The sequence below is a fragment of the Mucilaginibacter lacusdianchii genome (genome assembly GCF_009770985.1).
Lineage (GTDB): Bacteria > Bacteroidota > Bacteroidia > Sphingobacteriales > Sphingobacteriaceae > Mucilaginibacter > Mucilaginibacter lacusdianchii.
This window is the reverse complement of record NZ_WSRW01000002.1, coordinates 1,131,216-1,157,842: the sequence shown is the minus strand read 5'-3', so window position 1 is coordinate 1,157,842 and position 26,627 is coordinate 1,131,216. Positions and strand designations below refer to the sequence as shown.

Sequence of the window (26,627 nt, the reverse complement as noted above, 5' to 3'; positions counted from 1 at the left end):
AAACCCTGATTACCGGCTTTCCATTAAATGTAACAACCCCTTTTCATTGAGGAGCTTAATAACCTCATTGAAGTGCCTGTAATTGAACCCCGCCGTATCACGCATACTTTGCCAGCCTTTGTCAATAAATTCCTGAAGGCAGTACAATTTCATGTCGCGTAGACTTTCCAAGCATTCTTTGCTTAAGCCCAGTTGATCAAAGGGCATGGTCAATATCATGTCGCGTAGACTTTCCAAGCATTCTTTGCTTAAGCCCAGTTGATCAAAGGGCATGGTCAATATGTTTTCTTTAACCTGTTCCATAAAAAAAGTAGCGTGGGTCACCAGTTTTCTGTTACAGGAGGTACGGCTAAGAACCTACACACAGGGTAAACCAATGCCCACGCATAACGTGGACGATCAGTCTATTACCCCCTTGTGTTATTATTGAATTTAGCCGATTCCCTGTAACAAGGTTAATAGTATCGTTTTTACTATATTTTAATTTTCTTATCTGTCTATTTCATTACTGCAAAGTTAATCATTCCGTCTAAAACTCGCTCCCGTGTCTTCCGGATGAAAATTTTAAAAATTTATTCATCCAGCGTATGACTTGCAAATTGTGCCGTTCTATTGAGCCTACGCAGTTTTCTACCCTTCCATGGCACTTTGAGTAGCCACCTTTGCCACTTTACAGGTGCTGCCTTAAACCGGAAATTGCTTCAAAATTAAAATGCACCAAAAATAAGTAAAATTATGATCATTGAATTTAGCAAAGTACGATTGACGCAGCTGGAGGAAGATGTAGATCTATTTAATGAAATGGGCATCCCGGCAGTACAAAAAGTTACCGGCATTATTAACGCTGTCAGGCAGGCTGTGAAGGAATTAAAAGAACAGTTGAAATTATCTTCATTTACAAATGCCGGAGAAGAAATACAATTTTTCAAAGGCATAAAGCCTTATTTTATAGCTATTCAGCTGTATACTATTGAACTGTTTAAAATTGAAAACGACAAGCCTTCTATCGATTCTGATGCGATAAGCATTTATTACCAGCAGGAACTGCGTTATATCCGGCAGTTTTTTGACAAACACCAGTTCATTTACCAGTATTACTTGCTTGGTGGTAACGAACTGGATGCATCTTATTTTATCCGCGGCAAAGAAGTTTCCGGATTATTATTACCGGATGGTCCGGATATCGATCCTTTGTTTTCAACAGCCGCTGATTACCTGTTCGCCAAATTTATTGCCTATGAACGGCTGCAGGAATACCTGGTGGGTAAACTTAACGATCAAACTCATCAGGAAATCCGGTCCTCCGGCAAAGATCGTTCCCGGACTTTGAAGTGGACCGGGGATAAATCCAATCTGGTTGAATTCGCCTATGGTTTATACGACACGATGCAGATTAACGAAGGCGATTTAAGTATAGCCGAGCTGATCGGGTGGCTTGAAGAGAGTTTCAACATTAACCTGACCCGCCATTACCAGATCTTTTCAGAAATTAAGAACCGGAAATCAGTGAGCCGTACCCGATTTCTTGACCATGCGCGTATGATGTTGACCCAGCACATGGAGGAAGGTGACGCCTTTAAACCCAAACCGCCCAAGTCTGTATCCGGCTCAAAATCAGGCCCTAAGAAATAAATCTTTCAGTATACGGTACCGACTACGGAAAATAAAATCCGTGGTCCGGCCAATTTTGTCCTGTCATCTTGCTGCAATGGGGCAGCAGGAAAACTCTGACAGGATGAAGCTGAAAGAAATGATTTCGCTTTTTAAAGATGCAGCAACAGAAGGGGTTCAATATGCTATAGCCCAAACTTCTCAGGTATCTGAAAGCATCTCCAAATCCGAAGCTTACCGCCGTTACGGACGCGCCAGTGTAGACCGCTGGCTCAGCGAAGGATTACTCAAACCCCTTCCGGAAAATGGTGGAAAATCAACCGACAGAATCGACACTCAAGAACTGGAAGCTACAGCAGCCTCCAGTAACCGCCAGACTTACCTGCCCGTGGCAGAGCGGTAAATCCGGACACCAGCCGGAAAGATCGTTATTTGACATACAGAGATGAAGCATTACCCTCCTAGCACGGGGGAATCAGGCGAAGCTGAGATCGTATCAACATTGCGAAAGCGCCTGGGCAGGCGACGGCCCGGATCGTAGGATCTGACGTGAGTAATCTCGAAATCAGAAAAACCGGATGGCACTTTCATGCCAGGTTTTTAAGGGGCGCGAGCCCCTTTTTTTTGCCTCATATTTTCAAACTCAGCCACATGGACATGCAACTATCACCTCAGCAATTAAAATTGATTATCAAGGAAGCCGCTGAACTTGGCGCAGTCATCGCGCTGACCAAGGTGGGCAAAATCAAACCTTATCTGAAAAAATCAGAGGCCTTCCGCAAATATGGACGAGCTAACATTGAGAATTGGACTGAACAGGGCCTGATTACTTTACGAAAGGATGGCAATCATTCTGCTGCCTGGCGGATTGACCGGATGGAAGTTGAAGTGATCGTCAGATCCATCGAACTCCTGCGGTATTTATAGAACCTCATCTATTAATTCAATAACATCAATATCATATGACAGGAAATTACAGTGCTCAGGAGATCCGGGAGCAACTCTCTCCGGTTGACCTGCTGGCCAGGCTTGGCCATCACCCTGCTTACAAGTCCGGCAAGGAATTATTCTATCACAGTATGTTGCGGGTGGAAAATACGCCTTCTTTTTGTATAGACGATAACCTCGGCGTCTGGTATGACCATGGCGGTGCCAATCCATCTGGCATTAAAGGCGGCAACGTCATTGACCTTGCTTTGGCCTATTGGTATCCTTTGACGTTCCGGGAAGTGCTGGAAAAAATTAATGAAGTGTGCAATCTTTCCATAAAGAGTGAACACAGCATCAATAACGATTATGTCCGTCCGCGAAAAGCAACTAAAATTCCGCATTACCGCATATCTGAAATTAAAGCTCTAGGCAATAACCCGGCGATTACCGCTTATCTGCAAAAGCGCGGTGTTTGGCCGGTAGCACATGAATTGTTCCGGGAGGTGTACTATTTTGTTGAAGATGAAAAGAAACTTCGTAAGCATTTCTTTTCTGCCGGGTGGCAAAATGAGAATGGTGGCTGGGAGGTTAACAACCCTTACTTCAAAGGCTGTTTTGGCCCTAAAGGGCTTACTGTCATACCCGGTGATTCGGAGCGGCTGGTTATATTCGAGGCCATGATGGATTATTTGAGCTGGAAGTTTGAACAGGAAAATACATTGCAAACAGCCCTTATCTTAAATGGGGTGACCTTTGTCGAAGCGGCCATCCACAGAGCAGCGGACTATCCCGACATCACGGTTTTTTTTGATAATGATGACGCCGGCAAAATGGCCAGCCAGGCATTTTTGAAAGCCTTACCTGAGACTAACGATGGTTCAACGGCATACAGTGGCTTTAAAGATTACAATGCCATGCGGATGAATGAACTGGATGCTTTATATCGGGTTGTTCCCGAGCGGCAAACCGGCTTCTTCGACCAGGTGAAAGTCGGCTTTAGCAGATAGTTCTATAGGTAACTAAAGGTATAGCTGTATATATGACTATCCCGTTATACATCTAAACCCCTAAACGAATAGAGTGACAGTCCTCTAATCCTTTATAGAACTATTCAAATAGGCCATTAGCTTTATATTTCAATAATCCTCTAGATAACTATTCCGTTAACTGTATATTTAGATCAACCGTTAGACAACTATACCGATAATCGGCTATCTTAATAAACCAATATTCATCTATTCAACTATTCCCATATTCAGCTATGGATATGATTGTTTATACCGCTATGCACATAGACAAATATCCCGATAGCAGTATAAACAGCTAAGCCACTATTGGTAAATCGTCCATCACTACAACTAGACCATATCCTGATTCCACTTATCAGGTTCAATTTCCTGTCTGTTTTGCCGGCCGCTTTTCCTGCGCATGCTTTCTTTATAATGCAAAGGTATAGTGGTATGCCTTTTTGGCCTGTAAAGGGTATATAAACCCCGATTTCATCGTGTCCCTTGACAGGTCAGGCAACCACTTTTCCAATCAGCATTAAAAAAATCATGCACGCTATGGAAAATTTTACATTAAAACCGAATTCAAAAACAGACGTGATTACCTACATGGAAAACAACCATCTGGTGCAGTATGAGAAGCATCTGTTAATTGAAGTACTGGAAGCGATTGATGCTGCCGATCAGGTTAGGCTGAGCTGGTTTTCCAGCTTTGGAAAATCACTGAGACACCTGACGATGAATGTTCATGCTTACCGAAAAGGCCTGGAATTTGGCTTTACAGCAATTGCATTTGACGCTTATGGCTGGTTTAAACGCCCACAGTTTTTAGATTGTGAAGATATTGTATTAGGAAATCCCGACCTGTTTATGGAACATAGTATGGTTCGTTTAGGCCGTGGACCCAATCACATCTGGACCTATGCGCTGAACTACAGTTATGGTTTGGCAGGAGGTGGTTCACAGATCAGTGTTTATAATCCGCAACATACCAGCCGTCAGGAGGCATTAATGGCTGGATTAGCTGATTTAAAAGTAAGAATGACTGCAGTCATCGGCCATACCGATACGATCAATTACAAGCAGCCTGTTATCCTCTCTACACTGGCGGAAATTCAAAAAGTGCAGCGTCATACCGTTCAGCTGGCCCTGTTTTAACAGGGCTTACCAATTAACTGGTAATTACCTGTCTATTGATATAGCGGTATATACCGCCAGCGCTTTGTTTTCGATCCGGCAAGTTGTGTTTTTGGGTACCCCAAAAACTGACTTGCCCATTGCCGCAGCGCGGCATGGGAAGGAAAACCTGCGCAACTTGGTTTTCCCTGTTTCAATCAAAATAATGTTATCTCATGATTCCACCTAAAAAAAGGCCGGGCAGGCCAGAAATGCTGAGCGGTAAGCGGAATAAAATTATCAAAGCTAAACTGACGGAGGAGGAGTTTCAACAGTTGCTTGCCCTTGAAAAAGAAGTAGGAATCAACAGGACCGAACTCATCCGGATACGTGTGCTGCATCAATCCAACAAAGTTTTTTTAAACGCCAAGACCTTGTTACAGCAACTGGATGCACTTGGTGCCGAAATGGGAAGAAGCGGCAATAATATTAATCAGCTTGCCCGGCATGCCAATGCGCTGCATCATTACGGTAACCTTGACGAAACCATTGTCCGGGAATTTAACCTGCTCCTCCGGAATTATCTGCATCTCCGGAGCGAAACCGAAAAGACCCTCCGGCAGATTATCCGGTTGATACGCGGCTGACCCTATGATAGTAAAATTTTTACGGCCTTCAGCTTCCTTTAAAGGCGTCTCCTATAGTTTTACCAAGATATTGCTGGACAAAGGTGAACTGATGCAGGTTCAAAACTTTCATGCGCTTCAAGGCCTCGCCCGTCCCCGGCCGGAAGATTACGTCAACTACCTTGAGGCCCTGACCCAGCAAAGCAAACGTATTGTTTACCCCCAATTGCATGTAACCTTATCCACTAGTGGCCGGGATCACAGCAAGCACGAATTATCCCGCTTAGCCGTAAAATGGCTGGATGGTATGGGTTATGGACAACAGCCTTTCCTGATTATCTTTCATAAGGATACCCAGAACAATCACGTACACATCGTATCTACCCGGGTTGGGCGTGATGGTAAAAAGATAAAGGATAGCTATGAATGGATGAAAGGCTATGAGGTTCTGAACCAAATTTTGAATTTGGATGAGGGAAACCAGGTCAAAAAGGATATCAGCCATGCCTTAACCTACCACTTTAGCTCCAGAGCACAATTCATGATGCTGCTTGAAATAAAAGGGTATAGTTTATTGCTGAATGAAAATAATATTCAGATTTCCAAATTTGGCAAAGTACTCGACAACCTGTCGGTTCACCTGATTGACCAACGTATCGCTGATAACCGGCAAAACAAAGAACGCATACCGCAATTACGTGCCATCATCAATAAATACCGGCAGGAGTTAAACCCGGAATTGTATCCGGTACAAAGCCAACGCCCAGGAGGTAAAGAAGGGCCGGTTGATAGCTACACTTCTGATCTCGCCAAAGCACTTCACGAGCGCTTTGGTCTGCAGTTCTTCTTTCATGCCGGAAAAGGTAAACAACCTTATGGTTACACCGTGATTGACCATGCCCAGCGGACAGTATTCAAAGGCGGGCAGCTCATGCCCTTAGCTGAATTGCTTACCCTGGTTCCATCAGGTTCCACGCTTGCTAAGCGTGACCATATCCCGCTGGATGGCGGGACTATGGAACAACCAGCCGAAGTTTTGTTACCGGATCCAGGTTCCGCGCGGTATGATCATTTGGATGAACATGCTGGTTCTGCTTATGCTGCAGACACAGCCAGCGTATCTCATATGCCATCCAATTTTATCCCTACGCTGCGATTGAATATCGCTGATGACATCGATGACGAACAAATCAACGGCAGGAACCGCCGGCGAAAACGCAAGTCCAGAACCAATACACGTTAACCCTTTATTCCCACTTATGATCATTCTGATAGGCAACCAAAAAGGAGGCGCCGGTAAAAGTACATTTACCCTGCTGCTGGCCAATTACCTGACTACCGTACGCAAGCAAAAGGTTACCATCCTGGATATGGATTATCAGCAGTCCATCGCCGCTAAAGCTGAGAAAGCCAAAATACTGGAAAATGACCCTTTGTATGAGGTAGTGCCCACTGAACTCAAACAATTTCCCGATCTGCTTCAGGTCATTCTCAGCAAACGGGACGAGATAGCCCTACTCGATATGCCCGGCAAAATGGATGATGACGGATTAATTCCTGCGATTGCCGCAGCGGATTTTATTATATGCCCGTTTGCTTATGATGAATTTACCGTCGATTCCACCATTTTATTCGCGCTGGTGGTCAGACGTATCAACAACCGGGCCCCGCTGATATTCATTCCCAACCGCATCAAGCAGACCGTCAAATATGAAACGAAGACGGAGGTAGAGAAAGTGATCAGCGGATTCGGCACAATCACGCCGCCCATTCCTGACCGTATCGATTTTCAGCGCATCGGTATTTTTCAAACACCAACGACCGTTTACGCGGCTATCCTGCCCGTACTCGGATTATTATGCGACCAGTACCTGTTAAAAAAGGAGACCTTATGACTGCTATACGCTCAATGGCTGATGAATTAAGAGAGAAAATGAGGCAGCTTCCGGCAACAGAAAATTCAGAGCCGATTCCTAATGACCTTGTATCCGGCGAGCCGGCATCCAAACCTGTCAAAAAGAAAGCTGGTAAACCACCGCCGGAAAAACCACCCGCACAGATGGAAGCGCTTCTGGCCGAACTCACTAATTATGAGCTGACCGGTAATGAAAAATTACTGATCCGTCTCGATAACCGGACCGTCTTCCTGCTTAAACAACTGAAAGTGGCGAAAGGCATAGATATGAACAAGCTGATTGCCTATAGTCTCGACATTTTTTTCAAAGAACGGCCTGAACTGATTACTTACATCAAAGCAACCCTGCAAACTATAGATTTATGAACTGGCACCACTTCATTTTACTACTCACCGGCATTTACCTGGGGTATTACGCTGTTAATATCGTCGCTGACCTTTACTTGAAAAAGACACCCGTAAGGAAAACATTGGATCAGGATGTACTCTTTTTTTCCGAGGACGCGCAGCCCGAAATCATCCTATATGACGATTCACCTGAGCCGCTGGTCACGACTAACGACCAACTACCGAACGGGCTGGCTTTAGAGGGGCAGCCATCCGCCTATCCCGCTCCGGTGATCGAAGCGACAGGGGCAGTTTCATTAAGAGAGATAATACAGGTAGCCCAAGCCGGACTGGTTCAGTACACCAAAGCCATACCTTACTAAAATGAATCCTAAATTTTGGATGTTCAGGACGGCACTCGCCGTCCTTTTTTTAGCCCCTACTATGGATTTAAAAGCTCAGGGACCACCTGGTATTGCTGAATTTGATCAGGCTACCGGTCAGATGCACAGTGTTTATTTGAGCATGTCTGATCTGGTACTCGTCATCGGAGCTCTTACCGGCATCATTGGCGGATTACGCGTTTATACCAACTGGCAGATTGGCGGCCACCGCCATCGTAACCCCATCGACAGCCAGGTTATCGGCTGGTTCTCTTCCTGCCTGTTCCTCATACTGGCAGGTATTTTCATTAAAGCCCTCTACGGGGTCTGACAACCCACTTATTATTTATTCACCCTATTATTTTTAAGTTTTATGACAGTAAGAAACAAGAAACTGTTAGCATTAGCTGCATCCGTAACTTTCGCAGCGCAAGGTGCATTTGCCCAAGCAGGAGGCGGTACTACAGGTATTAATGCTGCTACTTCATCCCTGACCAGTTATGTTGATCCTGTGTCTACCTTATGTCTGGCGATCGGTGCCGTAGTCGGCATTATCGGTGGTGTACGCGTTTACATTAAGTGGAACTCCGGCGACCAGGATATCAACAAGGAAATTATGGGCTGGGGCGGTTCCTGCCTTTTCCTGGTTCTGGTTTCTGTGGTCATTAAAGCCTTTTTCGGTGTATGATACGCAGGTACGCAATTTATAAGGGGCTGCAAAAGCCCCTTATTTACCGTGGCTTTAAAGGCAAGTTCATCGCCTGGGGTATTGGCTCCCTTGTACTTGGCTTAATTGGAGGCGGGCTGATCGGCGCACTTACCAGCATGTATCTCGGCGGCGCTGTCACCATATTCACCATTGCCGGTGGGCTGCTCTATACTTTTCAGAAACAAAAGGGCGGCCTGCATTCCAAGATCCGCCACCAAGGCGTTTTTATTCACCCTGTACAGTTTCGATCCTATGGCATCTCATCAGAAAAACTCCTTTGAATTGCCCTACGCCGGAATAGACCAGCAAAATGGGCTTCACCTGCTTTACGGCCTTCGCGGTGATTATTCGGTCATTTTTAGAATCCAGAACCCTGTGCTGCAATATGCGGCTGATCCCGATGGCTACAACCATTATCATAGCCTGCTCCTCAACCTCGTCAAAATTCTGGGTGAAGGTCACATCCTGCAAAAGCAAGATGTGTTTTGCCGTAAACAGTACCATGGCCAGCCTGCGGATGAATTCCTCCAGCAAAAGTATCATGAACATTTTGCAGGACGGGAGTATACCGCATTAACCACTTATCTTGTCATCACCCGGCAGGTGAAGCGTAATGCCTTTTATGTCTTTGACCAGAAAGCCTTGAATGATTTTAAACAAGCCGTTTTAAAAACCCATGATCTGTTAAGCGATGCCGGCTTAAAGCCTGAGCTTCTCGGGGAACAGGATATCGGGCAGTATGTCCGGCGCATACTGGGTATGTCTTTTTCAGATGCCACCATCGCGCTGGATAATGTGTTATCGCTTGATGGGGAACTCAGAATGGGACAGCGCAGTATCCGGAGCATTAGCCTCATTGACACTGACCTGATAGACCTTCCCGAGCAGGTGTCCACCTATGCCGAAAAGCAGGAAGGGCGGGCCAAAACTATCCTGCCTGTTGATAATTTAAGTTTCCTGCACAGTGTACCGGGATATGATTGTTTAATCTATAACCAGGTACTGGAAATTCCGCAGCAGCGAATCACCCTTAACAAGCTGGAATTAAAACGTAAGCGCCACGCGGGTGTGCCGGATCCGGCCAACAACCTTTGCGTAGCGGATATAAATCAATTGCTTTCCGATGTAGCGCGGGACAATCAGTTGCTGGTTCACGCTCATTTTAACATCTTGGTCTGCGCACATATTGATAAAACCGGCCGTGCGGTGAACTTTATTGAAGCCGCTTTATTTCAGCAAGGAATCATACCCTCCCGCAACGCCTATAACCAAATGGAACTCTACCGTTCAGTCTTGCCTGGTAATGCGGTTGAACTGAAAACTTATGACTGGTTTTTGACCACGGCTGATGCTGCACTCTGCTTTTTTTTCAAGGAAGCCCTGCTGACCGATGACCCATCAGACTTTTTGGTCAGGTTCACCGACCGGCAGGGCGTTCCGGTAGCCATTGACCCCTCAGACCTGCCTATGCGAACCGGGCGGATCAATAACCGTAATAAGTTCGTCCTGGGTCCGAGCGGTTCCGGTAAAAGTTTTTTTATGAACGCTTTGGTCGAGCAATATATGCTTTACAATATGGATGTCGTCATCGTGGACGTCGGCCATTCATATTCCGGTTTGTGCGCTTACTACCGGGGAAAGTACATCACCTACAGTGAGGAAAAGCCGATCACTATGAATCCTTTCGCTATCAGCGAAAACGAATATAACCTGGAAAAAAAGGATTTCCTGGCTACTCTGATCTGCTTGCTTTGGAAAGGTGCAGAAGGCATTATCAACGGGGTGGAACGTGATGTCATTTCCCATGTGATCAGCGCCTACTATGCTTTCAGTTTCAGCCAGCCTGTGCCTGTCCTGAACTTTAACAGCTTTTATGATTTTGCCCTGGAAAAAATACCGCAGATTAAAACCGAAGAACGTATACCATTTGACCTTGATGAATTCCGGTATGTACTGAAGAAGTTTTATCATGGCGGTGAATACGGTACCATTTTGAACGAGGCTATCGATCAGTCATTATTTAATGAACGGTTTATCGTCTACGAGATTGATAATGTTCAGAACAATAAAACCTTGTTGCCGATATGTACCCTGATCATCATGGATGTTTTTATCCAGAAAATGCGACACAGGAAAAGTCAGCGAAAAGCTCTTATTCTTGAAGAAGCCTGGAAGGCACTGGCATCACCTATTATGGCCGGCTTTTTATTGTACCTAAATAAAACTGTACGTAAGTTCTGGGGCGAAATTATTGAAGTCACGCAGGAACTGGGTGATATATTAGGCAATCCCATTGTCAAAGACAGCATCATCAACAACTCGGATTCCGTCATATTACTCGACCAAAGTAAGTTCAAGGAAAACTACCAGGAGATTGCACGGCTGCTATCTATTACTGAGGTCGAACAGAAAAAAATTTTTACCATCAATCAACTGGACAATAAAGAGAATCGCGGCCGCTTCAAGGAAGTTTACTATCGGCGTGGTTCTGTCGGCGAAGTTTATGGTGTAGAAACCGCATTAACCCAGTACCTGACCTATACCACCGAAAAACCGGAAAAGAATGCAGTGGAAAAATATGTTACGCTATATCAGGATTACCCTGCCGCTTTAACAGCCTTTGTTGATGACCTTAACCGGTCGGGTTTGAAACTGGACGCTTTTGTTAGACAGGTAAATGCTGATGGACCGTCTACCGGCAGATCTAACGCAGTTGCTTAACTGATTCAACCCGCTTCTTGCATTTCAACGCAGAAATTCTCCGGCAACTACTCCGATTTGCAAATCTTCCAATTCTTACAGCAACTTTCATGCTTGATCGCTGCTCAGTTCCATCGTCAGTGTCGTCATACTCAAAACCACGAAAATCTTCCTTCATTGTTTAACCCCTTAATATTTCAATTTATGATCAAGCCTTTTCTGATACTGACAGCATTTTGCCTGCTTTATATAAGTGCCCGTGCGCAGACCGTATATGTAGACCCCGCTACCTCCGCAGCCATGGCTGTTCATTCCGGGATTATTGACGGACAGCTCAACACGACCAATAACAAATTAGCCCTGATTCAAAGCGGGCAGTTGGCGGTTACAGGCCAGCTAACTATAGTTAATGACCTGCAAGCCAAAATTTACAAAGGATTAAGCGAAGTTTCCTCCATCATGACCAATTTATTGGCCATTAAAGATGTAGCCGAAATCAGCAATGATATCGTCACTGATGTGGGTAAAGCGGCGAGCCTTGCCGGGCAAAATCCCGCACTTCTTCTTTTTGCTGAACAGGGCGCAAACGAGTTCAAGACCAGGGCGACTGCAGTGGCAGCCGAGGTGAGCACCTTCATTTTACAGGGTGGCCAGAATAATCTGATGGATAGCGGCGAACGGGCAAAACTTCTGAACCGGGTCGTCACAGAATTATCGATTATCCGTGGGGTCGCTTATGGTATGTACCGAACTTTATACTATGCCAAAATGCGTGGTATACTGAATTCACTTAATCCCTACGCCGGATTTGTCAATATAGACCGGCAAATCGCAGATGATATTTTACGGAACAGCAAAACTCTCAAACCATGAGCAAGCCCTTGATTTTGTTTGCTTTTTGCATACTAGGGATAGCTCAAACCGGCTTTACCCAGGTAAATGTGGTCTTGTTGCATCAACTGGTTAGTAACAGTGAATCTGAGTATGACCGTCAGACGAAGGCCCGTACCGCACAGGCGACCGTTACTGCAAACGAGGATGTAAACCGGTCGAAAATGACGACGCTGAAAACGACTTACCGGAAGATTTATGATCGCTTCCACACGCTTGGGCTGGTCATCAATGTTGCGCAAATCGGAATCGAAGCTACACCAATTATCAACGACATCATCCGTCAGCAGCAGCTGACCGTTAACCAGTGCCGGGATAAACCCATTCTGATCGCTTTGGCGGCTGGTGCAGAAATCGACCTGGTTAACCAGGCTGAATTACTGACGGATTACTGCGCCGGTTTGATCTTGACCATCGGTGACGTGAATCAGATGAAAGCCAATGACCGGAAGATGTTGTTTTCTTATGTCATTACTGAATTACGCCGGATCAATGGCGCATCTATAGGTTTGTTAACTACCATTACCAACTACAACCTGCATTCCCGTTCGGATAACCCGTTCAGCAGTTTTATTAACCAGGATAAAAACCTGGTAGACGAGATCGTCCGGAATGCCGGTGCTTTAAAAAAGTAACTATGAAGTTTATTTTAACGGCAACACTTTTCCTGTTGCTGACCTGCCATGTCAACGTTCATGCCCAGACCGTGATTTTTGATGCCGGCCATTTTGCTATTGTCAATGAAAACGGTCTTTACCGGACAGCAGCAGAGAACACCCATCAAAATTCACTACAAAAAATCAAGGAAGATCTGGATAATATCAACCTCAACCTTAGTTCTGTCGTGCTGGTACAGGATATGATCCACCAGTCTCTGGCAACTGTTAATGCCACACTTAAAAATGGCCTTGCTGTTAAACAAGTGGAATCGACCATCGGCGATATCACCACACAATGTGCGCAGATCACTGCTTTGGCGAGAGACAACCCCTTGCTGTTATTATTTGCCGAGGACGTTGCCAATCAGATGAAAAGAAGAGGTATCAACCTGGTGTCTGAAGTAGCGGCCTTTATTTTAAAAGAAGGGGACAATATCCTGATGAATTATGAAAAGCGGGACCTGCTGCTACGCAAGGTAATTCTGGAATTGCAGGTAATGCGGGCCCTGACGTACAGCATGTATAAAACCATGTACTGGACCCGGATGAACGGCATGCTAAAGACCGCCAATCCATTTCAAAATTTCGTTAATCAGGATTCACGCATTGCAGATCAAATTCAATTGCAGTATCAAATCTTAAAACCTTAAAAGTTATGACGCAAAAATTTTATTTTACCATAGCTACGTTTTTCAGCCTGGTGACAGTGGTCCATGCTCAGCTGCCGATCAACGATAAATCGATCCGCTACCAGCAGGAGCGCATGGTATTTAAACAATGGGATCAAGACAAGTTCACGCCCAGTCCCGGCTTTTTGTCTCTTAATCCATTGTATTGGCTGACCTGGGCATGGCATCCCGACTATCATAAAAAAGATCTGCGACCGCTTGGACCTGTTGGCCCTCAGACCCAGCGCCTTGCCTTGGTTGCTGCCATGCAGAATACAGATCAGGCCTATCACTCACAAGCCGATACGCTGCGTAATACAGCCGTTTCGGAAGCCTTAAATTATTCAGGTTTGGTCACCGGCGCTGACCCATTGTGGTTGCTGTATTATAGCAAAGCCTTCAAAAGTCTGCTGACACAACAGGACGACCAGTTGCTGAACGGCACTTCAGCCGAAGTGCAAAGTTATCTGGTTACCAGCGGATCTTATCACTGGTATCTGGAAGAATCGCAAAGTCTGGCAGAGCGGTTGAACACAGCACGGAACACCTTGCTTGACAGAGGCTCGCGCATCCTGACTTATCACCGCCTCTTGGCGGAATACCGCCGGCTAAGCGCCGCCTGGGATACCCAGAAGCAGCAGGCAGCCTTCCTGCTGACCTTGAACCGTCGGGCAAAAGCATTGAAGTCGCCTGAAACCGGCGCACCGTTGAGTCCATCTGCCGGTTACAGAACGGACCGGCAGATCGCTGACGAAATTTTAAGTAACTATAAACCATAAAAATCGCATGGTATGCTGAGTATACTCTTACAGGTCCAACCGGTCAATGTCACCGATTCGTTCAAGGACACTTTTAATTTCCTCCAGGGCAATGGGGTTTATGAAGATGGCATGATGCATTTTTTGAAAATCATGAAAGATAGCATCTGGTCCAGTTACGACACTTTCATTGCCGATGCCCAGGCACTAGCTGCCATTTTTATGATTATATTTTTTTCCATCAAAGCTTACGAGATGATGTCCGGAGATAAACAGCTGGAGATTATGCCGCTGCTTCGTCCCTTTGCATTAGTCATGGTTATCCTTTGGTGGGGCACCTTTACTAAAGTAGTTGCTTATCCCACCGATCTGATTGAAAACAAAACAAATGCTCTATTTAACGGCAGTGAAGTTCATCTGAACGACCTTAGAGTGCAACGGGCGCAGCTCATAGTCACCGTGGCTGATTCGCTGATGAGTATGCAGGCACAAACAGAGGTTGCCAGCCACGAAGCTGGAACCTGGTATGAGAAGGCTTGGGAATCCGTTAAGTCCGATGTGAAAGATGGCTTCGCGCAGATCTGGAACCCTATTATTGAACTTCGTAACCGTTTGCAGGTCGGCCTGCAATTGCTCGCCACCTCTCTGCTGGAAACCCTGGCGATCTGGATTTTGCGGATCTGTGTTTATATCGTTTTTTTTGTACAGATCATTTTTTCAACCATCCTGATTATCCTTGGCCCGTTTTCCGTAGCGGTGAGCATCCTTCCTGCTTTCCGGGATTCCTTTACGACCTGGGTTGCCCGTTTTATATCGGTCAACCTATACAGTGGCATTGCTTATCTGATTTTATACGTGGCCACACAGTTTCAGCAATTCGCGATGGAGGCAGAAATCACCCGCTTTCAGCAATTACTGGATACCTCCGGTAACACCATGGAAAAACTAGGCTGGTTCGCTTCCAATGGTATTTTATCGTTTGGCATGGTCATTATAACTTTTTTGATTGGCGGGCTGACCATGCTTACCGTTCCCAGCATCAGTACCTGGATCGTTTCCACTTCCGGTATCACCTCTGCATCCTCAACGATGGGGCGTGGCGCGTCCAGCCTGGGGGCAACCGTGACCCGGATGATCGGAAAAATGTAACCTCTTTAGATTTCAACAACACAGGGCTGCCGGGAACCGGTGGCCTTTTTATTTTCCTAAAAAATGATCATTAAAAATATAGAAACCAAAGTGAGGCTGGCCACCTTCTTGTCTGCAGGCAGCTTTGTATGTGCTTTAGGGATGGTTGGGCTGGTCAGCTTTTTTGCTTATCGTCAGGTCGCAGTTGCCCGGCAAAGTGTTTATGTGCTGGACGCCTCCAGCATGCCGCTGCTGGCCAGGCAAACGGATGTCAGTATGAACCGCGAGGCGGAATACCGGTCCGATATCAACCGCTTCCATTCTTTGTTTTTTACCCTGACCCCGGATGACAAGTATATTGAATACCAGATGAAACAGGCGATGTACCTGGTTGATGAAAGCGGTGTCCTGCAATACAATAATTTAAAAGAAAAAGGATTTTTTAACTCGATACTTTCTTCCAGCGCCGTGCTGACCCTGCAAACAGATAGTATTTATCTCGATATGCCACACCGTTATTTCAGGTATTATGGCAAGCAAAAAATTGACCGGCGCAGCAGCACGATTATCCGGTCCCTGGTCACGGAAGGCTACTTGAAAGATTTAGATGTTCGCTCGAACAATAACCCCAATGCTGTTCTGATTACCCGCTGGAAAACACTGGAAAACAAAGACCTTGACAATGTTCAGAAAAATAATCTCTAAGCGGGACCCGCATTCAACCATTGGTGGGGAGCTCCTGAAAGAACTGGCTCCCCAGTTCAAAAAAATAGGCTGTCGTTGCCGGTTGATCGCAGAGCGATACCCTAGATTGCTGTTTAGCGTAATGATCATAAGTATGTTATCCTCTGGCATACTGGCTTTTACCATTATGCGAAGCGGTAAGCCGGAGAACCAGCTTACCAAGTACTCCACTGGTGAAAGAACATCACCCGGCCTGGGTTCCATTGTAAATACAGCCCAAGCATTACAAATGATGTGGGCTTATCAATCTCAGGTTAACATCCTGCTGAAAAAGGATACGCTCACATCAGCGGACAGTCTTGTTCTCCAACGTGCTTTTGAAAATATTGAACTGGTTAAAAAGCAGGTTCACGCCCAACGCATAAATGCACCATGAATTATTAATCCATCCAAATCATGAAAGTAAATTTTAAAAGTCCCAGGTATGTTTTACCGCTGATCCTGCTGCCTTTCTTCCTGCTACTGTTTTATACATATAAATCCAGTTTTGGCAAATCCAAAGCGGTGGTCAAGGGTAAAGACTCTTTACAGGTCAATGTGGCCGATGTGTCCGATCAGGTCAAGAAAAGCACATTATCAGATAAATTGGACGCCTATCGTGAGCAGTATAAAAAGGCGGATGGCTACACGGCCATAAACCAGTTGCAGGATGAAGCCGTATCGACCTCACAGGCACCGGATTTATATAATAATGCGGAAAAAAGGAGACTGGATTCCATCCGTAAAGCGCTTGCGGTGAAATACAAAAGTAACAACCCTGAAGTTGGTTTAAACCCTAACCATTCCGGGTTCCCTGATGTGACGGTGAATCCTACTGCTTATCGAGGCCGGCAGCCATCTGACCAGGCATTGGCTGAGGCATTGAACAAAATGCGCAGTTCTCCTGGCTCACAAAACATCAGAGCGAGGACAACAGGTACCGATCCAATGCAGCTTTTCCGTCAGCAAATGGCATTGATTGACAGCATGGAGAAGACCCGTGATCCGGACTATAAAGCCCAGCAACGTCAAGCTCAAGCGGAAAAGGAACGTATTGCCCAACCTGTTGAGAAGATCTTGCCGGTAAGCAAGGTTAATGCTGCTTCAGAGGCATTTAACACCATTACACCGGAACATCATGACGGTATGATCAGGGCTATCGTTGATCAGAATATAACCGGGTATGCCGGATCAAGGCTGCGGATCCGGCTGTTAGATGATATGATGGCAGGGCTGTCTTTAATCAAACAAGGGACTTATCTCTATGCTGAAATTACGGGTTTTACCGGCCAGCGGGTCTTGTTATCCATTAGCTCGATCATGCAGGACGATCAGCTATTACCCGTAAAATTACTGGTTTATGATAACGATGGACTTCCCGGCCTGTACGTGCCTGCTTCTGCTTTCCGTGATTTTTCTAAAGAGCTAGGCAGTAGCACAAGCCAAGGCGTAACGCTTCAGCAATCCGCCGATAACAATAACCAAATGGTCATGAGCCTGGTGCAGCGCATGTTTGAATCTACCACCACTGCTGTAAGTAAACTGATCCGGAAGAACAAGGCAAAATTGAAATATAACAGCCTTGTATACCTGATCGACCCACAGGCGCTCCGCAAACAACAACAACAAATTCAGTAAAATTTATGAAAAAATTAATCTTGCTATTTACCGCCCTCCTAGGTGCGGTGCAAATCCTTTTTGCCCAGAACGAAGGTTATAGGAATTTAAATAACCTGCCTGAAATCCAGCTGGGTGCTCAAGCTGATATTCATTTCATTTCACCTGAACCTATTCAGTACGCCGATATTTCAAGCCATAGTATTCTCGGAGATATGCCGGTGAATAATTTACTGCGGTTGAAGTTAATTCCCGATTCTGTAAAACGTCTGGCTGATCAGACCAACCTTGGGGTGATTACCATCGTAGGGGAAAGTTTTATTGCACAGTATCGGCTAACTTATACTGTGGCAATAAATGGCAGTTTACCTGCTTCGATTACCATACAACCTGATCAGTGCATGCCCCTGGACTTTCCGGGTATAACCCTGACCACACCTGAAATGAAAAGGTATGCCCTGACGATTTTGGATAAAGGAGGGGAATCAGCAGTGAGAATTGCTAAGGCATATGGGCTTTCCGCTAGCCTCAACCATATTTATGCAATTGGCGATCACCTGTTTTTAGATATCAGGTTCCGTAATTCGACCAACTTGCCATACGATATTGACGAACTGCGTTTCAAAATTGAGGATAAAAAAATTGTAAAAGCGACTAATGTACAATCTTTGGAGATAAAGCCAGAATGGCAGCTTTATCCCAAGACGGGTTTTAAAAGAGAATACCACAATATATATGTATTTAAAAAGCTCACCTTTCCCGGTAATAAAATCCTGAGAGTTGAACTGACCGAAAAGCAGATATCCGGCAGAACACTCGCGTTGCCCATTAAATATAAGGATTTATTAGCGGCTGACCCTTTGTAATACTTTCGTGTTAAATGCTGTATCAGTTTTTGCATGTTCAATATGCTCGATTTGGTTCTTTATGACTGCCAAATCAGACCTGATGTCATTATTAGCATTAATCGCAATCAAATAACTAATAACCCCAGCAATAATCGTCGCAGCTGCAGCTACATAGGCAGCAGTAACGGCAGTCTTTGAAGAATCCCGCTGGTACCTTGCCAACTGTTTATCATGCAATGCGATAGCCTGATCGGTAAGTTTTTGCGTTTGGTCAATTGTCAAAGGTGGTCTTAGTTCTCCTTCTTGTACATCCCTTTGCATGAGATAGCGCATCAGCAAGATAATTGAGGTGTTTTCTTTATTGAATCTGAAGAACTCGGGATGATCCTTCGCTAGTCCCAACCAGGTTTCTGCCGAATTCGGATGGTCTTGAAGCGCTTTGAGTAAGCCGTCTTCAGTTCTAAAATTTGTCCTGTCAACCGCCAGGACAATGATCAACCTGATAACGTCAGACAATCGGTTCGGAATCAGGTAACTATTATCTGCTTGTGTTTTCATGATATGGAAAGGTTAACAACCAAAAATATCATTTATCAATCACATTTTTTATACTTATGGAAGAAAGCAAAGAACAGCAAAGCCAGCACCGGTTTTTGCAGGCCGCTATTTACTTGTCATTAACCCTCGAACTTTTTTGTTTCATCGTCGGACCGCATTTATTTGAAAGCCAGACCTACCAAGGCCTGGCTTTTTTCTTGAATCGCCTGGCCAGACTGAAAATTTATCAGGCGCCGCTATATAGCAAGTTGTTTACACTGGTCCTGATTTGCCTCGTATCTGTGGGGACATTGAGTAAGAAGCAGAAGGACTTTAACCCCCGGACTTCTATTGCGTATCCCTTGCTTACCGGCATCGTTCTTTTTTTTGGCGGACTATGGTATTATGGGCGGCATGGCATGCCCGTCATCTACTTATTCAGCTGGTACGATATCGGATACAGCTTTACCGCATTAATCGGAACAGTATTCATTCATGTGGCCATGGACAACGTTTCCAAAATGATCAGTGCCCGGCTGGGTAAAGACCGCTGGAATACCGAGGAGGAATCCTTCATGCAGCGCACCAAACCGCTTTTACGTACCAGCGCGGTCAACATACCCACCCTGTTCTATTTCAAAAAGCGGGTTCATAAAGGCTACCTGGTGCTGGAGAATCTATACCGTGGCATTCTTCTGCTGGGTGTTCCGGGCAGCGGTAAAAGTTTTGGAGTGGTCATGCCTGTCATCCGGCAGATGATTGCCAATGAGTTTACCCTTTGTGTTTATGACCTGAAATTTCCTGATTTGGGTAAGATCGCCTATTATCATTATCTGCTGGCCAAACAAAATGGCAAATGCAAGGGATATGAATTTCATGTGGTCAATTTAAACGACCCTGAAAAAAGTAGGCGGATTAACCCTTTTAAGCGCAAATACCTGAGAACGCTGGCTGATGCCTCCGAAAACGCGGAAGCTTTGGTTGAAGCGTTAAAGAAAGGCGATAAAAGCGGGGGCAGCGATCAGTTCTTTACCCAAAGTGCAGTGAATTTTTTGGCTGCCTGCATTTTCTTTTTCAGCAAGTACGAGGATGGCAGATATTCGACATTGCCGCATGTGCTGGCTTTTTTAAATATGCCTTATGAGGATGTATTCAATACCTTGTTTTCTGAACCGGAGCTGGCTTCCTTATTATCCCCCTTTGTAACTGCTTACCGTGCCAAAGCCTTTGAGCAGCTGGAGGGTCAGGTGGGCACCCTGAAAATCTTTATCAGCCGAATGGCAACGAAAGAAACATTTTGGGTGTTTTCGTCTGACGATTTCGATCTTAAGATCAGCGATCCCAAGCATCCCGGTATTCTGGTTCTGGCTAATGATCCGTCCACCCAAAGTATAAATTCGGCCTGCTATTCGGTCGTGATGAACTGTATCCTGCGCGAAATAAATTCCAAAGGGAATATTCCCGTTGGTATTGTGGTTGATGAAAGCCCGTCCCTCTACTGCCACCGGGTGGATGTATGCGTCAGTCAGGCACGTTCCAACCTTGTATCGGTTCTCCTGGGCATGCAGGAGTTACCGATGCTGAGGCAGCAATACGGTAAGGAAACCGCCGAAACGATTACCTCAGTCATGGGGAATGTCTTATCCGGCAGTGTAAGAAACAAGGACACGCTTGAATGGCTGGAGCGGTTATTCGGCAAGGTTAAGCAGACCGGTGAGAGCCTGAGCATTGACCGTAATAAAACGTCCCTTTCGTTAAATGAAAAACTGGAACCGCTGATTCCTGCCGGCAAGATAGCCTCACTCAAAGCCGGCGAGATGGTTGGTTTACTGGCCTCTGATGCTGTAGAAAAATTTACCGGAAAATACGAGACCTCAGCTGTCAACTGCCGGATCAACCTCGACCTGGAAGCTATTAAGAAGGAAGAAAAAGCTTACCGGGACCTGCCTCTGTTTTATGATTTTAAAGGAAGGAAGGAAGAAGTATTGCGCAGCAATTACCTGCGGATTACGGGCGAAGTACAAAGCCTTGTCCACCAGTTCAGGCCGGCTGAACCGGAGCAACCTATGCCGGTTACCAAGGCTTCCATGCGTCCTACCCATCAATAATAACCCCTACAAGAAAATATGAACCACGAAGAATTAAATGGCACTTATGTGCTTGTTAACCCTGGCTTATCCAATGACCCGGTGAAGCGGCAAGGCCAAATTGGCATGATAACCTATGCTGATACCCTTAATGATGATGTTTATGTAAGCTTTGAAAAAGGACAGCAGGGCCTATATTCCAGCGATGCTCTGCTGGTCATGAAAAAGTCTAATGATGTTTACCAGGAGGCCTTTCAAAATGTCAAGCTGCTTGATACGGCTGATTTCAAGCAAATGGTACAGATCAGTTTCCTTCAGCAATCCGCCTCGCGGCAGGACGCCAGGTCAGCTATTGAAATGGCTGCTGTCAATCCTGTTATTCGTAGCTTCACCATGGTATCACTCAAAGACCAACTGGGTATCGCCCAGAATCAAGCAGAATCCTATCACCATTCCGGCAGTATAGGCCGGTGATTCCCAGACCCGAAGCAATTCAACCATGAAGGAATTACGCGATAAAGTGGTTATGGTCCATCCGACCTTAACCTATGATCCGGTGCATATGCAGGGACATATGGGTACGATTGTTCATGTAGATACCGGTAAAGATGAAGTGCTTGTCCGTTTTAAAAATCAGATGCTGGGCCTGTATAGCAGTGATGCCCTACTGATGCTGGCTCCCGGCCTGGAGATTCTTGACAAGTTAAGGCAGGATCTTCATGAGCATATTGACGGAGAGGATGTTTTAGACATTTTAGGAATTTACCTGCTTGATGCTACCGGTAATTTGGATTACCAAAAAGAAGCACTGGACCAAGCCACCTCCCGTGCAAAACTGATGTTTGCCACCGTACTGAGCGTCCAGGACTACATCGAAATTCACTGGATAGACAGGCCGGATCAGCATCCCGGCAGGGGGCGATGATAATGCCCGGAAACCTTCTAAAACAAGCCTGGTTGATAAGCTTCTTAATTATTTGCCATAACGCCATATCCCAGAGCGCGCAAAACCCGGTAAATTTCAGCCTACCGCTAAAAAGCATACATCCTACTTCAGTGTATGGCTGGCGTATTCATCCTGTTACCGGAAAATTTCGCTTTCACCAGGGAATCGATTTGAAAGCCCGTCGAGAATTCATTTACACTATCCTGGATGGTACCGTCCTGCAGACCGGCTTTGATATGCACACCGGTAATTACGTGCTGATAGCGCATAGCCAGGAGTTGCAAAGCCTGTACGGCCATCTGTCCACGATAACGGTATATCCGGGTGAAATGGTTTTTGCAGGTCAGGTACTCGGCATTTCGGGTTCTACCGGACAGGTTACGGGTGAGCATCTGCACTTTGCTATCCGGTACCGGAGCAAATCTATACCTCCGCTGGCCTTTCTGTATGGATTGGCCAACCAACCCCCATAACTATATAAAAATTATGATGAGCAACACACCCCTCAGACAACCCTTACGGACGCTGCAGGAAAAACTGCAGCTGATCGCCGAAGGCGAAGAACTTGAATTAACACCGGCGGAAGCCCTGATTTATGGCGTAGATTATGCCGACGAATGGTCACCTGATTTCAGCGAGAACAAGGAGGCAGATGATGGCGAGTGATAAAAAAGCCCTCCATGTGGAAGTAGCTGAAAAGCTGATTGAGGCGTTAAAGGCTGGAACAGCACCCTGGCAAAAGCCATGGAACAGTAATGGCTTGCCGTCCTTTCAATTACCTTATAATGCAGTAACCGGCAACCGGTACCAGGGGATCAATACCTTATCACTGATCATGAGCGGCAGGAACGACCCGCGCTGGCTGACTTTCAAACAGGCTAGTGACCAGGGTTGGCAGGTGCGTAAAGGCTCCAAAGCTACCGGTATTCAATTTATCAAATTGACGGAACTGCGAACCAAACGCGACGACCAGGGCAAGGTCGTCAAAGACGATAAGGGTAACCCGGTAAAGATTACGGTTAAACTCGGTCGTCCGGTTATCACCAGCGCTGCCGTATTCAACGCCGAGCAGATCGACGGTATACCGGAACTCGTCAAGCCTGACCTGTCGAAGCTGGGCTGGGAACCGCTGGAAAGAGCAGAACGCCTGCTGCAAAATTCTGCCGCCAACATTCAGCATGTTGCCGGCAACCGCGCCTTTTACAGCCCGGCCACAGACGGTATTACCCTGCCGCTACGGGAGCAGTTTGACGAACCGGGTAAGTATTATGCCACCGCCTTGCATGAACTGGGGCATTGGACAGGGCATTCCAGCCGGCTCGACCGTAGCCTGATGAATACCTTCGGCACACCTAATTATGCACGGGAAGAGCTTCGCGCCGAAATCGCCTCCATGCTGATCGGTGATGAAATACGCATCGGCCATGATCCCGGTCAGCATGCAGCTTATGTTGAAAACTGGATCAGTATCCTTCAGGACCACCCGTTTGAAATTCATAGTGCGGCGGCGGATGCCGAGAAGATCTATACCTATTTATCAGACCTGGAAAGAAAACGTAGTATAGAACTGAGTGTCTTTGCAGACAGCAAGAAGCTAGCCCAACATTTTCTGGCCAATCATGATCAAATCAGTTATAATGGTACCATATACCAGGTAAATGAAAGTCTGAAAAATAACCGCTTTAAAATGGAAGATCTCGGCAGCGGCCAGCAGTTTATCCTTCGGAAGGACGACTTGCTTTACAAAAATTTATTGCAGGCCAAGCAGCAGCAACCGCCCGTATTATCAGTTAGTGAAGCGGTTACCACCCAGCGAGTGCCCGTCATTCCGTCCGAATCAAAGCCAACTCATCAATACAAACGCTAAATACTTTATTATGAAAAATCCATTTGGTATGCATGAGCTACCTTTAACTGACCTTAAAAATCTAGGGCTGATCGATAGCAGCGATGATCTTACCATTGACCGGGAGGATTTGGATGCTATCCTTGCAGGCCGGTTATCCAAACTCCTTCATATGACCAATCTGGAAGCGAGTGGTTCCCGGATCGATCAGCTTGATGCGAAACTATCGCTCTACCGTGAACCTGATGGTAAAGTCGCTTTCCGGCTGCACCCTATCTATCATGAACCTGTTATCCCTTCTTTACTCGATGATGAGGAGGCGGAGGCACTGATCAATGGCAATGAACAAAGTGTCGTCAAAACTCTGCCCGGGCCCGGAAAAAAAGAACTGGTGTTTGAGTATGATGCAGATACCCGCGCCTTTATTTCCTATGACCCCGCCCGACTTATTGCACCAGATCAGATTAACGGCTACCCGCTTCAGGATTGGCAGAAGGACGATTTTAAAAAAGGTTATAAAATTGAGCTGCCGGATGGCACAGCATTGCACCACCGTGCTACTGATCCTAAAGGGATTCGTGCTGACCGTGCTGCTTTAATTTTCTCTGTACTGATCGATGGCGGTGTTTCTTACCTGCTTTTACGCGGTATTCATCACCTGGCTAACAACAGTAAGCCACAGGAAGAAGGGCTGACGCCTGCTTTCCAAAAAGCTTATGCTGACATGGAAAAATACTTTGCCGCCAAAGGAAAGACCACTGCAACGAACAATGAGGAAAATCGAGGCTATTTGAAAACCCGTGCCCGGTAACTTTCTTCATGGTACATTTTAGACCAGAAGTTATCTCCTTTTTTCGCCCATTTCTGAACCTTGCTGGGGAGGACAAACTCATCATTCCCTACAGCACCCGCGTAAATGAAATATGGTCGCCTGAAATACATCTTTTACCCTCCACTACGGAAATCTGGCTGGCGGGTGAATTATCTCAGCTGGCTTCTGATCTGTACATCAGCTATTCCGCAGCCGAATTAATAAGTTTTGTATCAAGGCAACCGGGTATGTTGAATAATATTAGAGAACAACAGGCATTTGCCGCATTGGGATTATTGCCAGAGAGGTCACAGGTTGACCAATTGAAGGCAAGATATCCGCAGACCCACTGGCATTTGCTTTTTGGTTCCGACCTGATCGGTAAGATTACGGATGCCCGGGTTGCTTCCTGGTACAAAGCTCATCCGGCAAAATTCAGGTTGGAAGAACAATGGCTTGTAGCCAGTTTCCGTGGCAGGACATTCTATTTCAACCCGGATTTTTTTTCCTTACACCAGTTTGAAAAAGTGACAGGCCTCCGGTCCGGTATCCGCACGCATAAGCCTCCGCAAGGGCAATCTTCGTTTATTCATACCCTGATGAATACTGATGAATCCTGAGCTATCCAAACAACATGTTGACCATACTATCTGAGCATAGGTAGACAGATGGTCGGTTACCTGTAAATTAAGTCCAAAAGTTCTATCATCAGCAATGCAGGTATGACTTACAATTTTTTACCTAAACGAGTTGGCTGACACGGTATATAAAGCCCAGGCAGAACGAATTCTCACTTGGGAAAATATTTAGCCGGGAGAGCGGCTGTAAACCGGGAGCCATTCACCACCACATAATATTTTATCTATTCATTTATTATTTATGGCAATCAATCAGCAGAATTTAGAATACCTGCAAAAATTGCAGGGAAACCTCGGCTTTGGCGACAAGCTAAACGGTGTGCTGGAAACAGCGATCAGCCGCGAACTGCCTCAGTTTACCCTGGGCATCAACAACGTCCACCGGCCGCTGGACAATAAGGACATTAACGCCCTCAAAACAGATGTGGTCCAGTTTCAACTGCATTACAACCGGCAGAAAAACGGTGATACTTATTTCCTGAACGCGATGGATGTTACCCTTCACAAAACAGGTGAATCCGTTCCCCGGAAACAAACTTTTGATCTGGATAGGGATCACCGGATAACAGCTTTACAGGCTTATAAATTACTCTCGGGGTTGTCTCTCGAAAAGGATATTTATGTGCGTCCAAAAGGCAGCGAACCGGATGCTGCTAAGTCGGAGAAGCTCAAAGCCTGGTTCAAGTTGCAGCTGGATGTTACCGATGCTTTCGGCAACCATCCGCTGAAGGTACTCAGGCCGGAATATGGTTTCCAACTGGAAAACACCCTGGACAAGTATCCGATTAAAGCCCTGGCTAAGGAGGATTCACGCACCGAAGGACTGCAGGCGTTGCGCAGCGGTAATTACTGGTCAACAGAGATCAAACTAGGTAACAAGAGCATTCCGGTAAACATTGCTGCCAACCCGGTCATGAAGTCAATGGATATTTTTGATAAAAATGGCCGGGAAATCAGGGATGAAGATATCTGGCCTGAAAAAGCCGTGGAACGATCTGCGGTTAAAACAACAACAGTTTACCACCAGGAGGCGCCTGAACAGGATCATAACTTTGTGCAGGATCGTTCTGCAGACAATGTCGTTTCCAGAGGCCGGTAAGTTACCCCATCTTACAATTTTTTAAATAACGATGTGTCCATCTATAC

General features: G+C 45.9%; 34 protein-coding genes. 32 read left to right on the top strand and 2 right to left on the bottom strand.

Annotated features, from left to right (window positions below):
• Positions 1 to 9: 9 nt before the first annotated feature.
• Positions 10 to 303: a hypothetical protein gene (locus GPM24_RS11845; protein ID WP_158826959.1), complete on the bottom strand. Its 294-nt coding sequence runs from the start codon at positions 301 to 303 to the stop codon at positions 10 to 12.
• A gap of 432 nt (positions 304 to 735) precedes the next feature.
• On the opposite strand from GPM24_RS11845, the gene GPM24_RS11840 reads away from it, so the two are divergent.
• From GPM24_RS11840 to traN, 23 genes are all read left to right on the top strand, one after another.
• Positions 736 to 1,632, top strand: a complete 897-nt coding sequence (locus GPM24_RS11840) for an RteC domain-containing protein (protein WP_158826958.1) — start codon at positions 736 to 738, stop codon at positions 1,630 to 1,632.
• 76 nt (positions 1,633 to 1,708) lie between these two features.
• Positions 1,709 to 2,014 carry a hypothetical protein gene (locus GPM24_RS11835; protein WP_158826957.1) on the top strand — a complete coding sequence of 102 codons (306 nt, stop codon included), beginning with the start codon at positions 1,709 to 1,711 and terminating at the stop codon, positions 2,012 to 2,014.
• A gap of 146 nt (positions 2,015 to 2,160) precedes the next feature.
• Complete coding sequence (locus GPM24_RS11830; protein ID WP_233268814.1) at positions 2,161 to 2,538, top strand: hypothetical protein; 378 nt, start codon at positions 2,161 to 2,163, stop codon at positions 2,536 to 2,538.
• Between the two features lie 35 nt (positions 2,539 to 2,573).
• Positions 2,574 to 3,548: a DUF8464 domain-containing protein gene (locus GPM24_RS11825; RefSeq protein WP_158826956.1), complete on the top strand. Its 975-nt coding sequence runs from the start codon at positions 2,574 to 2,576 to the stop codon at positions 3,546 to 3,548.
• A gap of 558 nt (positions 3,549 to 4,106) precedes the next feature.
• A complete protein-coding gene (locus GPM24_RS11820) occupies positions 4,107 to 4,706 on the top strand; it encodes a hypothetical protein (protein ID WP_158826955.1) in 600 nt (199 codons plus the stop codon).
• Positions 4,707 to 4,900: 194 nt separating this feature from the next.
• Positions 4,901 to 5,311, top strand: a complete 411-nt coding sequence (locus GPM24_RS11815) for a plasmid mobilization protein (RefSeq protein WP_158826954.1) — start codon at positions 4,901 to 4,903, stop codon at positions 5,309 to 5,311.
• 4 nt (positions 5,312 to 5,315) lie between these two features.
• Positions 5,316 to 6,533: a relaxase/mobilization nuclease domain-containing protein gene (locus GPM24_RS11810; protein ID WP_158826953.1), complete on the top strand. Its 1,218-nt coding sequence runs from the start codon at positions 5,316 to 5,318 to the stop codon at positions 6,531 to 6,533.
• 16 nt (positions 6,534 to 6,549) lie between these two features.
• The gene (locus GPM24_RS11805) at positions 6,550 to 7,185 is read left to right on the top strand and encodes a ParA family protein (RefSeq protein WP_158826952.1); all 636 of its coding nucleotides are present in this window, start codon (positions 6,550 to 6,552) and stop codon (positions 7,183 to 7,185) included.
• Positions 7,182 to 7,571 (top strand): hypothetical protein, encoded by a 390-nt coding sequence (locus GPM24_RS11800; RefSeq protein WP_158826951.1) that lies wholly within the window; start codon positions 7,182 to 7,184, stop codon positions 7,569 to 7,571. The genes GPM24_RS11805 and GPM24_RS11800 overlap by 4 nt, the downstream gene beginning before the upstream one ends.
• Positions 7,568 to 7,915 (top strand): hypothetical protein, encoded by a 348-nt coding sequence (locus GPM24_RS11795; protein ID WP_158826950.1) that lies wholly within the window; start codon positions 7,568 to 7,570, stop codon positions 7,913 to 7,915. The genes GPM24_RS11800 and GPM24_RS11795 overlap by 4 nt, the downstream gene beginning before the upstream one ends.
• 1 nt (position 7,916) lies before the next feature.
• Positions 7,917 to 8,246 (top strand): DUF4134 family protein, encoded by a 330-nt coding sequence (locus GPM24_RS11790; protein WP_158826949.1) that lies wholly within the window; start codon positions 7,917 to 7,919, stop codon positions 8,244 to 8,246.
• A 42-nt stretch (positions 8,247 to 8,288) separates the two neighbouring features.
• Positions 8,289 to 8,603: a DUF4134 domain-containing protein gene (locus GPM24_RS11785; protein ID WP_158826948.1), complete on the top strand. Its 315-nt coding sequence runs from the start codon at positions 8,289 to 8,291 to the stop codon at positions 8,601 to 8,603.
• A complete protein-coding gene (locus GPM24_RS11780) occupies positions 8,600 to 8,905 on the top strand; it encodes a DUF4133 domain-containing protein (RefSeq protein ID WP_158826947.1) in 306 nt (101 codons plus the stop codon). The genes GPM24_RS11785 and GPM24_RS11780 overlap by 4 nt, the downstream gene beginning before the upstream one ends.
• Positions 8,877 to 11,345 (top strand): TraG family conjugative transposon ATPase, encoded by a 2,469-nt coding sequence (locus GPM24_RS11775; protein ID WP_158826946.1) that lies wholly within the window; start codon positions 8,877 to 8,879, stop codon positions 11,343 to 11,345. The genes GPM24_RS11780 and GPM24_RS11775 overlap by 29 nt, the downstream gene beginning before the upstream one ends.
• Before the next feature lie 156 nt (positions 11,346 to 11,501).
• Positions 11,502 to 12,197 (top strand): hypothetical protein, encoded by a 696-nt coding sequence (locus GPM24_RS11770; RefSeq protein ID WP_233268813.1) that lies wholly within the window; start codon positions 11,502 to 11,504, stop codon positions 12,195 to 12,197.
• On the top strand, positions 12,194 to 12,850 hold the full coding sequence (locus GPM24_RS11765; RefSeq protein ID WP_158826945.1) for a hypothetical protein: 657 nt from the start codon (positions 12,194 to 12,196) through the stop codon (positions 12,848 to 12,850). The genes GPM24_RS11770 and GPM24_RS11765 overlap by 4 nt, the downstream gene beginning before the upstream one ends.
• A 2-nt stretch (positions 12,851 to 12,852) precedes the next feature.
• Positions 12,853 to 13,524 (top strand): hypothetical protein, encoded by a 672-nt coding sequence (locus tag GPM24_RS11760; protein WP_158826944.1) that lies wholly within the window; start codon positions 12,853 to 12,855, stop codon positions 13,522 to 13,524.
• Between the two features lie 5 nt (positions 13,525 to 13,529).
• Entirely contained in the window at positions 13,530 to 14,321 is a 792-nt protein-coding gene (locus GPM24_RS11755; RefSeq protein ID WP_158826943.1) for a hypothetical protein, read from the top strand.
• 12 nt (positions 14,322 to 14,333) lie between these two features.
• A complete protein-coding gene (locus GPM24_RS11750) occupies positions 14,334 to 15,449 on the top strand; it encodes a TraJ family protein (protein ID WP_158826942.1) in 1,116 nt (371 codons plus the stop codon).
• A gap of 63 nt (positions 15,450 to 15,512) precedes the next feature.
• Positions 15,513 to 16,133, top strand: a complete 621-nt coding sequence (gene traK / locus GPM24_RS11745) for a conjugative transposon protein TraK (RefSeq protein ID WP_158826941.1) — start codon at positions 15,513 to 15,515, stop codon at positions 16,131 to 16,133.
• Positions 16,111 to 16,548 (top strand): hypothetical protein, encoded by a 438-nt coding sequence (locus GPM24_RS11740; protein WP_158826940.1) that lies wholly within the window; start codon positions 16,111 to 16,113, stop codon positions 16,546 to 16,548. Before traK ends, GPM24_RS11740 begins: the two co-directional genes overlap by 23 nt.
• 20 nt (positions 16,549 to 16,568) lie before the next feature.
• Complete coding sequence (traM, locus tag GPM24_RS11735) at positions 16,569 to 17,789, top strand: conjugative transposon protein TraM (protein WP_158826939.1); 1,221 nt, start codon at positions 16,569 to 16,571, stop codon at positions 17,787 to 17,789.
• Between the two features lie 5 nt (positions 17,790 to 17,794).
• Entirely contained in the window at positions 17,795 to 18,634 is an 840-nt protein-coding gene (traN, locus tag GPM24_RS11730) for a conjugative transposon protein TraN (protein WP_158826938.1), read from the top strand.
• Here the strand turns inward: traN and GPM24_RS11725 are convergent.
• Entirely contained in the window at positions 18,614 to 19,174 is a 561-nt protein-coding gene (locus GPM24_RS11725) for a hypothetical protein (RefSeq protein ID WP_158826937.1), read from the bottom strand. The genes traN and GPM24_RS11725 overlap by 21 nt on opposite strands.
• 56 nt (positions 19,175 to 19,230) lie before the next feature.
• Between GPM24_RS11725 and GPM24_RS11720 the strand changes: the two genes are divergently transcribed.
• The 9 genes from GPM24_RS11720 (at position 19,231) to GPM24_RS11680 (ending at position 26,580) form a co-directional block, all read left to right on the top strand.
• The gene (locus GPM24_RS11720) at positions 19,231 to 21,261 is read left to right on the top strand and encodes a TraM recognition domain-containing protein (protein ID WP_158826936.1); all 2,031 of its coding nucleotides are present in this window, start codon (positions 19,231 to 19,233) and stop codon (positions 21,259 to 21,261) included.
• A gap of 18 nt (positions 21,262 to 21,279) precedes the next feature.
• Positions 21,280 to 21,714, top strand: coding sequence for a hypothetical protein (locus GPM24_RS11715; protein WP_158826935.1), 435 nt, complete (start codon positions 21,280 to 21,282; stop codon positions 21,712 to 21,714).
• A 52-nt stretch (positions 21,715 to 21,766) separates the two neighbouring features.
• Positions 21,767 to 22,165: a hypothetical protein gene (locus tag GPM24_RS11710; protein WP_158826934.1), complete on the top strand. Its 399-nt coding sequence runs from the start codon at positions 21,767 to 21,769 to the stop codon at positions 22,163 to 22,165.
• A gap of 2 nt (positions 22,166 to 22,167) precedes the next feature.
• Entirely contained in the window at positions 22,168 to 22,659 is a 492-nt protein-coding gene (locus GPM24_RS11705; protein WP_255459118.1) for a M23 family metallopeptidase, read from the top strand.
• A gap of 13 nt (positions 22,660 to 22,672) precedes the next feature.
• Positions 22,673 to 22,852, top strand: a complete 180-nt coding sequence (locus GPM24_RS11700) for a hypothetical protein (RefSeq protein WP_158826932.1) — start codon at positions 22,673 to 22,675, stop codon at positions 22,850 to 22,852.
• Positions 22,839 to 24,053, top strand: a complete 1,215-nt coding sequence (locus GPM24_RS11695; RefSeq protein WP_233268811.1) for an ArdC family protein — start codon at positions 22,839 to 22,841, stop codon at positions 24,051 to 24,053. Before GPM24_RS11700 ends, GPM24_RS11695 begins: the two co-directional genes overlap by 14 nt.
• Before the next feature lie 10 nt (positions 24,054 to 24,063).
• Positions 24,064 to 24,843, top strand: a complete 780-nt coding sequence (locus GPM24_RS11690; RefSeq protein WP_158826931.1) for a DUF4099 domain-containing protein — start codon at positions 24,064 to 24,066, stop codon at positions 24,841 to 24,843.
• Between the two features lie 8 nt (positions 24,844 to 24,851).
• Positions 24,852 to 25,463 carry a hypothetical protein gene (locus tag GPM24_RS11685; protein WP_158826930.1) on the top strand — a complete coding sequence of 204 codons (612 nt, stop codon included), beginning with the start codon at positions 24,852 to 24,854 and terminating at the stop codon, positions 25,461 to 25,463.
• A 259-nt stretch (positions 25,464 to 25,722) separates the two neighbouring features.
• Positions 25,723 to 26,580: a hypothetical protein gene (locus GPM24_RS11680; protein ID WP_158826929.1), complete on the top strand. Its 858-nt coding sequence runs from the start codon at positions 25,723 to 25,725 to the stop codon at positions 26,578 to 26,580.
• The last annotated feature ends 47 nt before the right edge of the window (positions 26,581 to 26,627 follow it).

Excerpts from the sequence above, each read along its gene's own strand:
- GPM24_RS11785 (WP_158826948.1), top strand. The coding sequence starts at position 8,289 with ATGACAGTAAGAAACAAGAAACTGTTAGCATTAGCTGCATCCGTAACT.
- GPM24_RS11775 (WP_158826946.1), top strand. The coding sequence starts at position 8,877 with ATGGCATCTCATCAGAAAAACTCCTTTGAATTGCCCTACGCCGGAATA.
- GPM24_RS11725 (WP_158826937.1), bottom strand. The coding sequence starts at position 19,174 with ATGAAAACACAAGCAGATAATAGTTACCTGATTCCGAACCGATTGTCT.
- GPM24_RS11765 (WP_158826945.1), top strand. The coding sequence starts at position 12,194 with ATGAGCAAGCCCTTGATTTTGTTTGCTTTTTGCATACTAGGGATAGCT.
- traN (WP_158826938.1), top strand. The coding sequence starts at position 17,795 with ATGAAAAAATTAATCTTGCTATTTACCGCCCTCCTAGGTGCGGTGCAA.
- GPM24_RS11835 (WP_158826957.1), top strand. The coding sequence starts at position 1,709 with ATGGGGCAGCAGGAAAACTCTGACAGGATGAAGCTGAAAGAAATGATT.
- GPM24_RS11805 (WP_158826952.1), top strand. The coding sequence starts at position 6,550 with ATGATCATTCTGATAGGCAACCAAAAAGGAGGCGCCGGTAAAAGTACA.
- GPM24_RS11685 (WP_158826930.1), top strand. The coding sequence starts at position 24,852 with ATGGTACATTTTAGACCAGAAGTTATCTCCTTTTTTCGCCCATTTCTG.
- GPM24_RS11705 (WP_255459118.1), top strand. The coding sequence starts at position 22,168 with ATGCCCGGAAACCTTCTAAAACAAGCCTGGTTGATAAGCTTCTTAATT.
- GPM24_RS11845 (WP_158826959.1), bottom strand. The coding sequence starts at position 303 with ATGGAACAGGTTAAAGAAAACATATTGACCATGCCCTTTGATCAACTG.
- GPM24_RS11720 (WP_158826936.1), top strand. The coding sequence starts at position 19,231 with ATGGAAGAAAGCAAAGAACAGCAAAGCCAGCACCGGTTTTTGCAGGCC.
- GPM24_RS11840 (WP_158826958.1), top strand. The coding sequence starts at position 736 with ATGATCATTGAATTTAGCAAAGTACGATTGACGCAGCTGGAGGAAGAT.
- GPM24_RS11800 (WP_158826951.1), top strand. The coding sequence starts at position 7,182 with ATGACTGCTATACGCTCAATGGCTGATGAATTAAGAGAGAAAATGAGG.
- GPM24_RS11700 (WP_158826932.1), top strand. The coding sequence starts at position 22,673 with ATGATGAGCAACACACCCCTCAGACAACCCTTACGGACGCTGCAGGAA.
- traK (WP_158826941.1), top strand. The coding sequence starts at position 15,513 with ATGATCATTAAAAATATAGAAACCAAAGTGAGGCTGGCCACCTTCTTG.
- GPM24_RS11695 (WP_233268811.1), top strand. The coding sequence starts at position 22,839 with ATGATGGCGAGTGATAAAAAAGCCCTCCATGTGGAAGTAGCTGAAAAG.
- GPM24_RS11755 (WP_158826943.1), top strand. The coding sequence starts at position 13,530 with ATGACGCAAAAATTTTATTTTACCATAGCTACGTTTTTCAGCCTGGTG.
- GPM24_RS11680 (WP_158826929.1), top strand. The coding sequence starts at position 25,723 with ATGGCAATCAATCAGCAGAATTTAGAATACCTGCAAAAATTGCAGGGA.
- GPM24_RS11825 (WP_158826956.1), top strand. The coding sequence starts at position 2,574 with ATGACAGGAAATTACAGTGCTCAGGAGATCCGGGAGCAACTCTCTCCG.
- GPM24_RS11760 (WP_158826944.1), top strand. The coding sequence starts at position 12,853 with ATGAAGTTTATTTTAACGGCAACACTTTTCCTGTTGCTGACCTGCCAT.
- GPM24_RS11795 (WP_158826950.1), top strand. The coding sequence starts at position 7,568 with ATGAACTGGCACCACTTCATTTTACTACTCACCGGCATTTACCTGGGG.
- GPM24_RS11810 (WP_158826953.1), top strand. The coding sequence starts at position 5,316 with ATGATAGTAAAATTTTTACGGCCTTCAGCTTCCTTTAAAGGCGTCTCC.
- GPM24_RS11740 (WP_158826940.1), top strand. The coding sequence starts at position 16,111 with ATGTTCAGAAAAATAATCTCTAAGCGGGACCCGCATTCAACCATTGGT.
- GPM24_RS11820 (WP_158826955.1), top strand. The coding sequence starts at position 4,107 with ATGGAAAATTTTACATTAAAACCGAATTCAAAAACAGACGTGATTACC.
- GPM24_RS11815 (WP_158826954.1), top strand. The coding sequence starts at position 4,901 with ATGATTCCACCTAAAAAAAGGCCGGGCAGGCCAGAAATGCTGAGCGGT.
- GPM24_RS11790 (WP_158826949.1), top strand. The coding sequence starts at position 7,917 with ATGAATCCTAAATTTTGGATGTTCAGGACGGCACTCGCCGTCCTTTTT.
- GPM24_RS11780 (WP_158826947.1), top strand. The coding sequence starts at position 8,600 with ATGATACGCAGGTACGCAATTTATAAGGGGCTGCAAAAGCCCCTTATT.
- GPM24_RS11715 (WP_158826935.1), top strand. The coding sequence starts at position 21,280 with ATGAACCACGAAGAATTAAATGGCACTTATGTGCTTGTTAACCCTGGC.
- GPM24_RS11750 (WP_158826942.1), top strand. The coding sequence starts at position 14,334 with ATGCTGAGTATACTCTTACAGGTCCAACCGGTCAATGTCACCGATTCG.
- GPM24_RS11690 (WP_158826931.1), top strand. The coding sequence starts at position 24,064 with ATGAAAAATCCATTTGGTATGCATGAGCTACCTTTAACTGACCTTAAA.
- traM (WP_158826939.1), top strand. The coding sequence starts at position 16,569 with ATGAAAGTAAATTTTAAAAGTCCCAGGTATGTTTTACCGCTGATCCTG.
- GPM24_RS11710 (WP_158826934.1), top strand. The coding sequence starts at position 21,767 with ATGGTCCATCCGACCTTAACCTATGATCCGGTGCATATGCAGGGACAT.